This window comes from Dyadobacter sp. BE31 (assembly GCF_031457695.1).
Taxonomy (GTDB): domain Bacteria; phylum Bacteroidota; class Bacteroidia; order Cytophagales; family Spirosomataceae; genus Dyadobacter.
The window spans coordinates 345,565-359,598 of sequence record NZ_JAVDXA010000005.1 but is presented as its reverse complement, the minus strand read 5'-3'; the positions used below and the strand labels follow the sequence as shown (position 1 = coordinate 359,598).

The window sequence follows — 14,034 nt, the reverse complement described above, 5'->3', positions numbered from 1 at the left end:
TTCCGGGGTTGAGTATGTGATATGGCTGTTAGTAGTCTCCCAGACTCTCGTCTTTCTTACCGATAATGCCTGTTATGTTATCCCAAAACGTACCATTACGCTTTGGTGCCTCTTTTACTTCCTTCACAGGTTCCTTCTGAACGACATTGCCCGTGTTGAATGCAGATGCAGGCTTGCAAACCGATTTCACCCGTGGATCCACTGATTTCAATCCAGCCCAGGCCAGTCCGATTGCGGTATTAAACGAAGCATTGCTTACCGCATCCGCCTTCGCCGTCCGTTCCAGGTTTTCGGGATAACCCACGCGCACCGACATATCGGTAACCCTTTCGAACAATGCCTCGATCTCCGGAATATTCGCCGAGCCGCCGGTGAGGACGAGCCCGCCGATCAGTCTGTCGGCATACCCCGACTTGATGATCTCCGCATACACCATCGCCGCGATTTCTTTCAGACGCTCTTCGATGATCAAGGCCACATTCTTTTTCAAAACCGGTTTCGGCTGGCGCCCTGCCAGGTAGTTGATCAGGATTTCTACGTTCAAAGGAACGTCTGCGGACACTGCCACGCCATATTCCTTTTTCAAATGCTCCGCATTCTCAAACTGAATCCCGCAGCCCACTTCTAGGTCGGAGGTGATGTGCCGTCCGCCGATCGGGAACGAGGCAATATGACGCACAATGCGATCGTGGTAAATGATCAAGTCCGTAGTATGGTCGCCAATATCCACCATCGCGATGCCGGCTTTCATTTCGTTGTCGGTCAGCACGGCCAGGCTGGTTGCCAATGGCGCCAGTACCAGCTTATCGCATTTCAACGCCTGGTCCGCTTCGGCGAGGCTTTTCTTGGTACGCAATACCGACTGGCTGTTGGCAGATACCACCAGGAAGTTACCTCCCAGCTTAATGCCCGTGCGGCCTACCGGCTCACGTACGCCTGTCGAGTTATCGACGGTGAAATCCATCGGCAACACATGCAGCACATCGAAGTTCGGTTCGATTTTCGCGCGGTACATATCGTCGACCAGCTGATCTACATCCCGCTGCGTTACTTCCTCTCCCGACGATGCCGACGGTCTGATCACGCCGTCGCTCTGCGCGCTCACTTTCACGTGCGTGCCGCCAAAGCTCACATTGACTATTCCTATATCGAGATCGGACCGTGAACCGGCTTCCGCCAGTGCTTCCTTGATCGCGCTGCCAACCTGTTTAATGTTTTCAACGGAGCCGTTTACTACTGCTCCCGACGGCACAGGGACTTCGCTGAAGCCCAAAATCTCGATATTGTTCCGGCGTGTCGCTGAGCCTTGCGCAGCCACCACCGTTATTTTAGTACTTCCAATATCTACCCCAACTACAATCTTATCGTGTGCCATGCTGATGGTGAATTATTATTCACAAACTATTTGATCTTGAAACTTAACACTAATTCTCTTATACCTGCCCCAATCCTTGCTAAGCACCTTATCGTAAAAGATGCGCAGCTTTTTGAATTTGGACTCGAAATCTTCCGCCATCCCCAGTTCGATCCGTTGATCGCCCAGCAATGTCGTAAGGTCTATCTCACCATCCTTATCCACATTCATTTGCGTAACCTGCGCCTTCCAGAACGGGTCGGTATTCAGAAAACGCAATAACTCCAAAACCTGAGCGCCCTTTTCGGACCTCAGTTTTTGAGGGTTCTGGAAATACGCCCCTGAAACCAGTAACGTTCTTGCTGAATAACTTTCTGATAGAGGAAAAAAAACGCCCTCATGGTTGATATAGTATCCCGAGGTGTTTCGCATTTCCCCATTATCCGACGTGTTAATCCAGCGCGCAAGCGGTTTCTCCTGCTCTACTTCGACTACTATATTGCCCCTGAGGTCACGAAAAACCTGACACTTCTTGATCAATTTGTTGCGGCTGACACGGTTTTCCAGATCATGCAGGGCTACATCACTGAGCCTGGCTCCGATCAACGGGTCACCGCCGTTCTCGGTCAGCAGCATTTGTACATCCATTTGGTTCAGGAATCTTGTACCCGAATCGCCCTGGATCGATATTACGAGATTTGTACAACGCTGTTGACCCAGCTTGCTTTCCGCCATACCGATGCCGGCAATTGGCAGAATAAGCCACAAACTACGCTTCAACAAAGTCCATGAATAGTCAAATTTACGTAACATCTTAGTAATATTAAAAATGCTTTGACTAATTATTCGCAACTGGATTTTGCAGCAAATCGCGTATCGGGCCTACCAAAGTATCGATGTCCCCGGCGCCTATCGTGACCACAATATCCGTATTTAATTCTTTTAAAAGTTGTAAAACTTCTTCTTTTGCAACCAGTTGTTTATCATTCGAGGTCACTTTGTCCAGGATCATTTCAGAATTGACGCCTTCGATCGGCAGTTCGCGTGCGGGGTAAATGTCCAGTAACAAAAGGCGATCGGCCAATGATAAACTTTCTGCGAAGCCGTCGGCGAAGTCGCGCGTGCGGGTGAACAGGTGCGGCTGGAAGATCGCCGTCACATGGCGCCCTGGGTACAGGCCCTTCACCGAAGACAGGAATGCCTCGATTTCCGTCGGGTGATGCGCATAGTCGTCGATATATACATTGCCTTCTTCCTCGACCTGGTATTCGAAACGGCGCTTCACGCCACCGTAACTTTCGAGCGCTTCCTTGATTTTCGCAGGTTCCACACCCACATACAATGCTACGGCACTCGCCGCGATCGAATTTTCGATGTTATGGTAACCCGGGATTTTCATCGCAATGCCTTCGATCACACCGCCGGGGTAGATCAGGTCGAATACGAAACGGGCGTTTTCAATGCGGATATTCTCCGAGCGGTAAGGGCCGCTATTTAATGAGTAGGAAAACACCTTCGCCTTACAACTGTCGGCGATTTCGAGGCCCTCGCGCATGAACAATGCCCCGTTTTCGTCGATCTGGCTCACATAATCGCGGAACGATTCGAGCACGGCTTCGTGCTTGCCGTAAATATCGAGGTGGTCGGCGTCGGTAGATGTTACAATCGCGATTTCCGGGAACAATGTAAGGAAAGAGCGGTCGAATTCGTCGGCTTCAACTACACAAAAAACCTCTTCCAGTTTGTCGGTAGGTTCGTTGAGCAGCAGGTTCGTGCCGTAGTTTTGGGTAATACCGCCCAAAAATGCTGTATTGTTCACATGCGCGTGGCGCAGGATATGCGCTACGAGTGAGGACGTGGTCGTTTTCCCGTGCGTACCCGCGACACCGATCGTCCTCAGGTTTTTGGTCAAAATACCCAGTACCTGCGAGCGTTTCAGAATCATGAAATTTTCGTCCCGGAAATAAAGCATTTGCTTGTGCTGCACAGGCACGGCAGGTGTGTACACGACGAGCGTTTGCTGCGGATCGGCTTTAAAATCAGCCGGGATCGTCGATATTTCATCTTCGAGCGTCACCGGAATGCCTTCTTCAATGAGTTTGCCCACCAGTGGAGTCATGGTTTTGTCATAACCGGCCACTTCAAAGCCATTAGCCTTAAACCAGCGGGCCAGCGCACTCATTCCGATCCCGCCTATTCCTACAAAATAGATATATTTCCAGTTTGTCACAGAGGATGACATCATATTCAAATCTTGGGGTTATTGAATCAAATTAAAAACTTCCGCGGCAATATCGTCGGCTGCGCTGGGACGTGCCAGCTTATTGATATTCGTCTGCAATTCGCGTTGGCGCGTCACATCATCGAGCAACGCCAATGCCTGATCCACCAGTCTCGTGCGTGCTTCGGAATCTTTCACAAGAATGGCCGCATTGCTGTCGACGAGGTTCATCGCATTCTTGGTTTGATGGTCTTCCGAAGCATACGGGAACGGCACGAGGATGGCCGGCTTCGCAGCAAGGCACAACTCCGAAACCGATAACGCACCAGCACGTGACACTACCACGTCGGCCACAGCATATGCCAGGTCCATCGTGTATATAAAGTCAAATGCTTTTACCCGGTCGGTTCCCAACTTTTCAATAGCGGCTTTGGCCTTGTCGATATCATTCTTACCGGTTTGCCATAATACCTGATACCCGGCCTCTACCAACCGGCCCAGCCCTTCGGTAATGCTTTCGTTGATCGAGCGCGCGCCGAGGCTGCCACCCATGACGAACAGTGTTTTTGCGCCCTCATTCAATTCAAAATGCTCCAAAGCCGAGGCGCGCTTTAAATGCACATAGGTAATATCACTCCGAACGGGATTGCCAAGCATCGTGATTTTCTCTTTCGGGAAAAACGCTTCCATACCGGGGTAAGCCACGCATATTTTGGCGGCTCGTTTGGCAAGCAATTTGTTGGTAACGCCCGCATAGGAATTCTGTTCCTGGATTAAGATAGGAATGCCCGCCATAGATGCCATCATCAGCAATGGCCCACTGGCAAAACCACCTACGCCCACTGCAACATCAGGTTTGAAGTCTTTGATCACCGCCCGGGCCTTCATCAGGCTTCGAAGCATTTTGAACGGAAGTGTGAGGTTTTCCAGCGAAAGACTTCTTTTAATCCCCGCAATGGGAAGCCCTACAATTTTATATCCTGCCCGGGGGACTTTTTCCATCTCCATTTTGCCCAAAGCGCCTACAAACAGGATTTCCGTGTCCGGCTCCCTGTGCTGCAATGCATTGGCAATGGCAATAGCCGGGTAAATATGCCCGCCGGTGCCTCCCCCGCTGATAATGATTCTCTTTGCCATGTTAGATGCGTTTTTCCTCCACGATTTCGCCCCGGCTCACGCTGAGGATCATGCCCATTGCAATACCCGTAAATAGCAGCGACGTTCCCCCCTGACTAAAAAAAGGCAGCGTTTGCCCGGTCACCGGCACCAGCCCGACCGTCACAGCCATCGCCGAAAATGCCTGGCTCACCACGATGAATGTAAGCCCGGCCGACAGCAGCCCGCCGAATGGTCGTTTGGTCGCCTCGATGGCTTTCAGGCCGCGATATAATAGGATCAAATAAAGGATAATCAATGCAGTACCGCCCAATGTGCCGTATTCTTCCACCGCCACCGCGAAAATGAAGTCCTTTTGGGGCTCCGGGAGGAAGCGGCGCTGGCGGCTTTTGGAAACTCCTTCTCCATACAATCCGCCGCGGGCCATAGCCATGTAGGATTGCTGGGATTGGTACACGACCACGTCTTTATCAAAAAACGTCGAAATCCTGCTTTGCGCCGTTCCGGATCGCTGCGTGGAGTTGAGCAAAATGGCGATCGTCGCGAAGAATACCAGACCGAGCGCTGTAAATGCGAGGTAATGCAACGGCACTTTTCCAACAAACATCAGCAAAAAGCAAATGCCTGCCAGCATCACGGCCGTCGATACGTTACTCACGAAAATCAGCCCGCACACGACGCCTACGAGCGCGAGCGGCTCCATGAAAAGCTCCCGGGTATTCCAGCCGCCTTTGATATGCCGGGCTAATATCAGCGACAAATGCGCTACCAATGCTACCTTGGCCCATTCGGAGGGCTGGAAGCGCTGGCCGATCACCGGGATTTCGATCCAGCGGGCCGCGTCGTTCACCGATCTCCCGAAAAACATCGTGAATATCAAAAGCAGGATGGAGCTCCAAACGGCAAGCCGCGTTACATACACGAATTTGATGTAAGGCACACGGTGAACGAAATACATCACACCGAGCGACAGCACGCACAGCAATGCATGTTTATAGAGGTAATATTCGGTGTTACCGTCCATCTGGCTGTAAGCGTCCTTGACAGAGGCGCTGTACACCACCACGATGCTCCACATCAGCATGATGATGCATATCCCCCATATCCAGGGATCGCCTTTAAGGTTTTTGCTAAACCATGCCTGGGTATCTTCCCTCGTTTTGTTCAGGAAATCCATATCGTTTGGCGGCTAAATTTGTTGTCAGGTATAGTCGGGAATGGTCAAGTATTGTCAGGGATGGTCATTGAATGAGGTTTCTGACAGCAGCTTTAAATTGATCGCCCCGGTCTTCGTAGTTTTTGAACAAATCAAAACTCGCGCAGGCGGGCGAAAGCAGAACGATATCCCCCGGCACGCCCCATTCCCGTCCTTTGTTGACGGCGTCCTGGACGTCCTCGGTGGCATATATTTGCGGGACTTTGCCTGAAAAGTAGTTTTCCAGCTTTGCCGGATCTTTCCCCAGCACAATCAGTCCTTTTACTTTTTCCTTTACCAGTTCATCGATTTGTGAATAATCATTCCCTTTATCCACACCACCAGCAATCAGGATCACCGGTTTGTCGAAACTACCCAACGCATAGAATACAGAATCCACATTGGTAGCCTTGGAATCATTAATGTACGTCACATCATCGATCACTTCCACCTGTTCCAAACGATGGGGTGCATTGGTGAACGATTTCAGGCCTTCGCTGATCTTTTCCGCATCGATACCGAGTAGCTGTGCAACCGAAATTGCTGCCAGCGCATTGATCGCATTGTGCGGGCCTTTGATCGGCAGCTCACTGAATGCCTGCCCAAATGCACGGCCATTGATATTGGAAATCAGCTGACCGTTTTCAAGGTATGAGCCCGATTCCAATACATTTTCCAGCGAAATCTGCACCGTCCCAACCGCCGGGTTCCTCTTGTCGAGCTCCTTTGTAATCACTTCACTTTCTTTATAATAAATGAAATGATCCGCGGCTGTCTGGTTACGGATAATGTTAAACTTGGAATTCACATAATTCTGAAAATCATACCCATAACGATCGAGGTGATCGGGAGTGATATTCAGGAGGAGCGAAATATAAGGATGGAAATCGACGATGTTGTCGAGCTGGAAGCTACTGATTTCCAATACATAATAATCAAAATGCTTTTCAGCAACGGCCCAAGCGAAACTGTCGCCGATATTACCGGCGAGGCCTACATTCAGCCCGGCGGTTTTGAGTAAATGATAGGTAAGTAATGTGGTCGTTGTCTTGCCGTTACTGCCCGTGATCGCGATCAGCTTCGCATCCGTGTAGCGCGAGGCAAATTCGATTTCAGAGATCACCGGAATGCCCTTTTCTTTCAATGCGACGATCAGAGGCACCTTATCCGGAATACCCGGGCTTTTCACCACGAGGTCACTTTCGAGGATGCGTTCCTCCGAATGCTGTCCTTGTTCAAACGGAATATTTTCACTGTTCAGAATGTCAGCGTACTTCTGATGCAACTGGCCCTTATCCGATAAAAAAACTTCAAAACCTTTGGATTTCGCAAGAATCGCGGCACCGGCGCCGCTTTCTCCTCCACCCAGAATCGTCACCTTTTTTTGCACAAGAATCGAATTAAAACGTTGAACAATCTGCAATAACCACGAAGGTAAATCTTTTGCCGAAAACTTTTTTTAATGCCCTCCCAATAACATGGATAAAAAAAGAGGCACACGAAATATGCCTCTCTTTTATTATTTATGAACTTTAACTAGTTCTACTCCTTCTTCAAGGATTCGGATAATTTGAGTCGATTGGCTGCTTTTACGATCAGGAATATCACCCAGGCGATAAGCAGGAATTGAATGAGGGTCTGGATAAAGTTTCCATAACGGATCGCCACTTCCGGGGTTTCCCCCACAGCTTCTTTGAGCACCACTTTAAGCTGTGTAAAATCCACTCCACCGAGGATGAGGCCCAGGATCGGGTTGAGAATATCTTCCACCAACGAAGTAGTGATTTTTCCAAATGCGGCACCGATCACGACACCGACAGCGAGGTCGAGCACATTCCCTTGTGCAATAAACGTTTTGAACTCCTTTAGCATAACAAGATGAGGTTAGTTGATTAGATTAAAAAGCGAACAAAAAGCCTATGCTGAGGGCCTGAGCAAACTGTATCTTGTTGCTCTGGTCTTCGTCGTAAACCATAATGGCGCCGAGGTTGACATTGACATACTTATTGATCTTCGCTGTCAGCTGGGCATCCAGACGGTTATCTATATTCAAAGGATGTTTAAAGCTCGAAAACATCAGGTACCGGAATTTCAGGTTGACATCCTTCGCGATATCCTTGTCAAAATTGGCTACCAGCTGGATCAGCGCCGCTTCCGTACGCACTCGTTTGCCGATAGGCACGCCATAGTTCTTCTGGTCGGGGGTATTCACGTATAGTTCCTTGTCTACAACGATGGTCTGCCGCAATGCCCCGGGCGCGAGGTCAATGAAGAAATAGGGAACGGGACGGTATTCGATACCAATCGCCTCGGTCAGATAGGCGGGAGCGAGTATTCCGGATACCTTTTTCTTGAACTTAACCGTATCCGTCTCGGAGGAATACTCATAACCGTTACCAAATTGCGAAAGGAAGTTGACATTGGCGAAAAGGCTCCATTTGGCTGTCAGTTCGCGGTTATACTTGGTATCGAAGAATATCCGGTCGACGTTCTTACGGCTTTGCTGGCCCTTGTTGCGGACGATACCATACTGTCCCTGGAAGTCATTTCGCCATGAATTCTTACCTACTTTTTTCTCGCTCAATGCATTCAGGAAAAGCCCGAGCGCAATGGAGTTTACGCCGCCACCCGTCCAGTTGGAACTGAAAGAACCCTGGTTCAGGTTGGCACCGAATTCGACTTTGTGCCAGGCAGTGTCATTAGCGGTTTTCAAACGGCCGGAATTGATCGAATTGGAGAGATCAACTTTGTTTTGGGAAACGGCCGGGAATGTCAGAAGTGCGAGTAAAGTTAAAGCAATAAAGGATGTACGTTGAAGTTTTTGGCTCATAGTCAATGTGTTTAGTGGGACCATACTCATTAAATTTCCACAGTTTACAACTAACAAATGAGGAGGTTTACGGCCAAAGTAAAGCAATTTCTGACGCTTTCAAAAAAAATTGCCGCCATCTGAAAGTTTATGATACCACTTGCGGAGTTTCCTCCGCGACCGCATCAGGCGCATTTTAACCGCACTTTCGGTGATCTTGAAGAGGCTTGCAATGTCGCGGATACTACGGTCGTCGAGGTAGCGGAGGTAGATCATCGCCTTGTCTTCCAGCCCGAGCAAATCGAGCGCCTCTTTCAGCATCATCAGGTTCAGCTCTTCCTCAAACAAGCCTTGCAAACAAAGCTCTTCTTTCCCTACACATTCGGGTGTTTCCGCCTCGTGCACGAGTATAACCCTGCGCTTGCTCCCGCGCGCGAGGTCCATGCAATGGTTATGAGTGATTGTGAAAAGCCAGGTGGAGAATTTGGCGCCGGTCTTAAAAGAACCCATTTTATGGATAAGTTTAAGAAAGACATCGTGCATAATGTCTTCGGCGCGGGTAGCGTCTCTGGTGAGTGTGACGCATTTTTGATAAACCTTGACGGCATAACGCTCGTAAAGTTGCTGAAAATGACGATTGTCCCTTGATTCGAGGAAGAGTCTAACTAATTCTTCATCTGTCGAATTATGCTCCGAACAGGAAATGCTCCGTGTTTCAACCATTCTGCCTGATGAAATGCCGCCGATAGCGTGTGTAGAAAATTAAATTGCATTTAACTTTCTGTAAATATGAAAAAACAACGCCTGGTATACAAATTAGATACCAGGCGTTGTCAATATATTTTGTTGCTGAAAAGGCTTATCCGCCGATCGCTACACGTTTGAATGAGGTTACAGACAAACCTTTTGAAGTTTTCTCAAGCAACTGACGGATAGTCAGTGAAGAATCCTTCACGAACTCCTGGTTCAACAGGGTGCTGTCTTTGTAGAACTTCTGAAGTTTGCCCTGAGCGATTTTCTCAAGCATTGCCTCAGGCTTACCTTCTGCACGAGCCTGCTCTTTACCAACTTCGATTTCGCGCTCGATAGTAGCAGCGTCGATACCGTCTTTGTCAAGCGCCACCGGCTTCATAGCGGCAATCTGCATTGCTACGTCTTTACCAAGTTCAGCAACATCCGTTCCGTTTACGCCGGCGAATGCTACCAACACACCCAATTTACCGTTTGAATGGATGTAAGGGACAACTTTGTCGGCTGTTACGTTCTCGTAAGCGCTGATTTCCAGTTTCTCTCCCAGTTTACCTGTCAGTTCAACCATATGCTCTGACACAGGACGGCCGTCCGCCAAAGTTGCAGCCAAAAGGGCATCTTTGTCAGCGATGTTATCCGCTACTGCTTTGTCAAGGATAGATTGCGCAAGGTTTTTGAAATCTTCCACGTTCGATACGGGCTCAGTTTCGCAAGCCAAAGCAACGAGTTTACCATTGGTACCGTCTTCGCTGATGTTGATCAGAACAGTTCCTTCTGATACAGCGTTGTCAGCACGTTTTGCAGCAACTTTCTGTCCTTGTTTACGGAGAATATCAACGGCTTTGTCGAAATCGCCATCTGCTTCCTGCAGGGCTTTTTTACAATCCATCATGCCCGCGCCGGTCATCTGGCGGAGTTTGTTTACATCTTGTGCGGTAATTGCCATGATCGTGATAAATATTATGTATTAATGTTTTGGATCGAAAGGACCGTTAACCTCGAATGATCAAATAGTTAAGGAATCCGTTTCAGGGAATTTTAAAAAAACGTAGCCCATAGCAAGAGGCTATGGGCTACCGTATATGTCAAGTATGGCGGGTCATTTTGAAAACTACGCCATATTGCCCTTTTTACTCTTCGTCAGATTCAGCAACTTCTGCTTCTGCTGCAACTTCGGCGCGAGGGGCTGCCTCTTCACCTTTGTCAGCTGCGCGTTTAGCTTCTTCCTCCTCTACCAGGCGCTGATCGTCTTTATCTTGTTTGCGTTCCATCAAACCTTCTTCGATAGCCTTACCGATCGCCAGCGTGATCAACGAGATGGCTTTGTAAGCATCGTCGTTAGATGGGATAGGGAAGTCAACCAATTCAGGGTTTGAGTTGGTATCGCAGATCGCAAAAATAGGGATGTTCAATCTTTTTGCTTCTGCAACCGCAATGTGCTCGCGTTTTACATCAACGATGAAAAGTGCCGCTGGAAGGCGAGTAAGGTCCGCTACACCACCTAGTACTCTTTCCAGTTTCTCCTTTTCACGTGTAAGCATCAGGCGTTCTCTTTTCGCAATATTGCTAACCGTGGCTTCGTCTTTCAGCATCTTCTCGAGAGTCTGCATTTTTTTCAAAGACTTGCGAATCGTGCCAAAGTTTGTCAGCATACCACCCAACCAACGATCGGTCACGTAAGGCATTTTAAGGCGTTTCGCCTCTTCCGTTACGATTTCCTGCGCTTGTTTTTTAGTAGCAACAAACATGATCTTACGTCCTGAACGAACGATCTGTTTCAACGCAGCTTCCGCTTCGTTAAGGCAGCTCAAAGTTTTGTTCAGGTCAATGATGTGGATCCCGTTCTTCTCCATGAAGATATACGGAGCCATCCGTGGATCCCACTTGCGGGTAAGGTGACCAAAGTGGACACCTGCATCCAATAGTTCTTTATATTCTATTTGTGCCATTGCCAAATTTGATTTAAAAATATTTTAGACTTGTTACGCAGCACGAAGCATCGGGCACGATAAGCGACGTCTGGACAATTTTTAGTCAGGTTTTGTCAGTTATTGTCATTTGTAGTCAGGCATTGTTCTAGCAAAACAAGAAAACAACACATGACCATTCTTGACTATAAATGACCACATCTGACCACTTATTAACGTTTCGAGAACTGGAATCTTCTGCGAGCCTTAGCGCGTCCGTATTTCTTACGCTCAACCATACGTGGGTCACGGGTAAGGAATCCTTCTTTTTTCAATGCGCCACGGAATTCGCCGTTGTATTGAACCAGTGCACGTGAAACCGCCATACGGATCGCTTCCGCCTGGCCTGAGATTCCACCACCTCTTACGTTTACTTTGATATCGTAACCATTTCCACCGGAGATTGTCGCGAACGGTTGTTGCAACACGATCTGGTGTACTTCAAATGGAAAATATTCTTTGTAATCACGACCGTTAACTTTGATGTCGCCTTTACCAGGTGTAAGGTAAATACGAGCAACGGCTGTTTTTCTTCTACCTATTGTGTTGATCACTTCCATGAATTACAATTGGATTTGCTTTGGTTGCTGTGCGCTGTGCGGGTGTTCTGCGGCAGCGTAAACAAACAGGTTTGTAAATAAACGACGTCCCAAACGGTTCTTTGGAAGCATGCCTTTCACGGCTTTCTCGATCACACGCTCAGGGTGTTTTTCGAGCAACTCGCGAGGAGTTTGAAAACGTTGACCTCCTGGGTAACCTGTGTGGCGAACATAAACCTTGTCCGTCATTTTCTTACCTGTCAACTTGATCTTATCGGCGTTGATAACGATAACGTTATCACCACAATCCACATGAGGAGTGTAGCTTGCTTTGTGTTTGCCTCTGATAATCTTAGCAACTTCGCTGGCCAAACGACCAAGAACTGCATTTTCAGCATCCACAACAATCCACTCCTTGTTTACTGTGTTTTTGTTCGCCGAGATGGTTTTGTAGCTTAACGTATCCACGATTAACAAAAAATTAAATTGATTTTCAATAATTTACACTGTAACAAGACAGTCCATCGCAAAATGGGAGTGCAAATATAGAGTTTAACAAATTGAATTACAAGTATGTTTGTGAAATTCATTTGTCAATTCCCTAATCCAAAGGCCAATGCGACGTATGGAAGGCCGTAAAGTTTGGACACATGTCGCTGGTTGTTATCGAGGTAAACGTTGAAACCGTCGCTTTTTTTCGTGGTATACGTAAGCCGGGTATAAGTGTAACCGAGCTTCACGCCCACTCTTCGGGTTGCCATCAAACGCACAAATGCTTCCGACTGCCCGGTGTTCCTGCGCAGCGCCAGCGGCAACGCATTGAACAGCGTGGGTTTGCTGGCTAGCCACTGATTATAGTTGGGCACGCCGGTACCGTTTGTGGGAACATTTTTCTCATAGTACCCGTGCCTTTTCGAGCCGTAGGTCAGGCCGATCAGATCGGTATTCACACCAATATCCAGTTTCCAGAAACTCACGTTCACACCTGCGATAAAGCTGAGCCCGTTGACAGAAACGTCCCGATATTCCAGGTAGTCCTTGACACCCGCAATGCGCTCGGTGTAGAGGTTTGCCCTACCGCCGTAGAGGCCCCATGCCCTGAAACCGACACCAATCCGCAACCAGGGTAGCCGTTGCGAACCTATTTCCTCGTGATACATGATAGAGGGTGCCCACGAGTTGCTCCCTAAGCTGGCACCGACATCCACACCGCCAGCAATCGGGGAAGTATATTGTGCGTGTGTGGAAGTGGCATTCAGTAATAAAATGATCAATAGTCCTTTTAAAATTTTCATTGCTGAACCCATAGTTAGATGATGAATTCTACAATAATAACTCATACCCGAAAGAAATCGCGGGTTATCCGTTTGCAAGCGGCTATATTGCTACTCTGCGGATTATCCGGGGCCAATTTGCTCGCACAAAGCACCGATCATCTGGGATTTGTGCCACTTTTTAACGGCAAAAACCTGAATGGATGGGTTGACGTGAACACCTCCAAAGAAACCTGGAAAGTCAAAAACGGGACATTGATCTGCTCCGGTAAACCCATTGGCGTCATGCGCTCCGACCGGCAATACGAAAACTTCATCCTCGAAGTGGAGTGGAAGCATATGGAAGCCGGCGGCAACTCGGGCGTATTCATCTGGAGCGAGGGCACCCCGCAGGAACACGACCCGCTCACCAAGGCCATCGAAGTCCAAATGCTCGAACTCGAATATGCCCCGCAACACAATGCGACCGAAGACTACGTGCACGGCGAGCTCTTTCCTACGATGGGCATGACCGCCATCCCCGACAACCCACGCGGCATCCGCAGCAAATCGCTCGAAAAACGCTGCAAGGGCAAAGGCGAATGGAACAAATATGTGGTCGTGGCCGTGGATGGTACTGTAAAACTGTCCGTCAATGGCAAATTCGTGAATGGCCTACGCGCCTCCGAGCGCAAGAAAGGCTATATCTGCCTCGAAGCCGAAGGCGCCGAAATCCATTTCCGGAACATGCGCATTATGGAATTGCCGGGTGGGATCACTACGCCGGAACAAGTGGCGCCGGTGGTGCATTGATTTGGGAAGTTGCCTTT

Annotated in this window: 15 protein-coding genes; 1 reads left to right on the top strand and 14 read right to left on the bottom strand. The window is 48.7% G+C overall.

Annotation, left to right across the window (positions count from 1 at the left end):
- Positions 1-28: 28 nt before the first annotated feature.
- The 14 genes from ftsA to J2Y43_RS24720 all read right to left on the bottom strand — a co-directional run bounded on the left by ftsA (position 29) and on the right by J2Y43_RS24720 (position 13,246).
- The gene (ftsA, locus tag J2Y43_RS24785) at positions 29-1,375 is read right to left on the bottom strand and encodes a cell division protein FtsA (RefSeq protein ID WP_309988185.1); all 1,347 of its coding nucleotides are present in this window, start codon (positions 1,373-1,375) and stop codon (positions 29-31) included.
- A 15-nt stretch (positions 1,376-1,390) separates the two neighbouring features.
- The gene (locus tag J2Y43_RS24780; RefSeq protein WP_309988186.1) at positions 1,391-2,167 is read right to left on the bottom strand and encodes a cell division protein FtsQ/DivIB; all 777 of its coding nucleotides are present in this window, start codon (positions 2,165-2,167) and stop codon (positions 1,391-1,393) included.
- A gap of 25 nt (positions 2,168-2,192) precedes the next feature.
- The gene (gene murC / locus J2Y43_RS24775; RefSeq protein ID WP_409014492.1) at positions 2,193-3,596 is read right to left on the bottom strand and encodes a UDP-N-acetylmuramate--L-alanine ligase; all 1,404 of its coding nucleotides are present in this window, start codon (positions 3,594-3,596) and stop codon (positions 2,193-2,195) included.
- A gap of 18 nt (positions 3,597-3,614) precedes the next feature.
- Complete coding sequence (gene murG / locus J2Y43_RS24770; protein ID WP_309988190.1) at positions 3,615-4,712, bottom strand: undecaprenyldiphospho-muramoylpentapeptide beta-N-acetylglucosaminyltransferase; 1,098 nt, start codon at positions 4,710-4,712, stop codon at positions 3,615-3,617.
- A gap of 1 nt (position 4,713) precedes the next feature.
- Complete coding sequence (locus tag J2Y43_RS24765) at positions 4,714-5,868, bottom strand: FtsW/RodA/SpoVE family cell cycle protein (RefSeq protein ID WP_106595622.1); 1,155 nt, start codon at positions 5,866-5,868, stop codon at positions 4,714-4,716.
- A 64-nt stretch (positions 5,869-5,932) separates the two neighbouring features.
- The gene (murD, locus tag J2Y43_RS24760) at positions 5,933-7,276 is read right to left on the bottom strand and encodes a UDP-N-acetylmuramoyl-L-alanine--D-glutamate ligase (protein ID WP_409014484.1); all 1,344 of its coding nucleotides are present in this window, start codon (positions 7,274-7,276) and stop codon (positions 5,933-5,935) included.
- A gap of 152 nt (positions 7,277-7,428) precedes the next feature.
- Positions 7,429-7,758: a large-conductance mechanosensitive channel protein MscL gene (gene mscL / locus J2Y43_RS24755; protein ID WP_309988192.1), complete on the bottom strand. Its 330-nt coding sequence runs from the start codon at positions 7,756-7,758 to the stop codon at positions 7,429-7,431.
- 25 nt (positions 7,759-7,783) lie between these two features.
- Positions 7,784-8,716, bottom strand: a complete 933-nt coding sequence (locus tag J2Y43_RS24750) for a DUF3078 domain-containing protein (protein WP_309988194.1) — start codon at positions 8,714-8,716, stop codon at positions 7,784-7,786.
- A gap of 99 nt (positions 8,717-8,815) precedes the next feature.
- Positions 8,816-9,418: an RNA polymerase sigma factor gene (locus J2Y43_RS24745; protein WP_309988196.1), complete on the bottom strand. Its 603-nt coding sequence runs from the start codon at positions 9,416-9,418 to the stop codon at positions 8,816-8,818.
- A 136-nt stretch (positions 9,419-9,554) separates the two neighbouring features.
- Complete coding sequence (gene tsf, locus J2Y43_RS24740; protein ID WP_223400705.1) at positions 9,555-10,391, bottom strand: translation elongation factor Ts; 837 nt, start codon at positions 10,389-10,391, stop codon at positions 9,555-9,557.
- A 184-nt stretch (positions 10,392-10,575) separates the two neighbouring features.
- A complete protein-coding gene (rpsB, locus tag J2Y43_RS24735; RefSeq protein WP_090382083.1) occupies positions 10,576-11,394 on the bottom strand; it encodes a 30S ribosomal protein S2 in 819 nt (272 codons plus the stop codon).
- Between the two features lie 191 nt (positions 11,395-11,585).
- Positions 11,586-11,972 carry a 30S ribosomal protein S9 gene (rpsI, locus tag J2Y43_RS24730; protein ID WP_015812950.1) on the bottom strand — a complete coding sequence of 129 codons (387 nt, stop codon included), beginning with the start codon at positions 11,970-11,972 and terminating at the stop codon, positions 11,586-11,588.
- A gap of 3 nt (positions 11,973-11,975) precedes the next feature.
- The gene (gene rplM, locus J2Y43_RS24725) at positions 11,976-12,419 is read right to left on the bottom strand and encodes a 50S ribosomal protein L13 (RefSeq protein ID WP_026350982.1); all 444 of its coding nucleotides are present in this window, start codon (positions 12,417-12,419) and stop codon (positions 11,976-11,978) included.
- A gap of 125 nt (positions 12,420-12,544) precedes the next feature.
- Complete coding sequence (locus tag J2Y43_RS24720) at positions 12,545-13,246, bottom strand: hypothetical protein (RefSeq protein ID WP_309988198.1); 702 nt, start codon at positions 13,244-13,246, stop codon at positions 12,545-12,547.
- A gap of 18 nt (positions 13,247-13,264) precedes the next feature.
- On the opposite strand from J2Y43_RS24720, the gene J2Y43_RS24715 reads away from it, so the two are divergent.
- Positions 13,265-14,017: a DUF1080 domain-containing protein gene (locus J2Y43_RS24715; RefSeq protein ID WP_309988200.1), complete on the top strand. Its 753-nt coding sequence runs from the start codon at positions 13,265-13,267 to the stop codon at positions 14,015-14,017.
- Positions 14,018-14,034 lie beyond the last annotated feature (17 nt).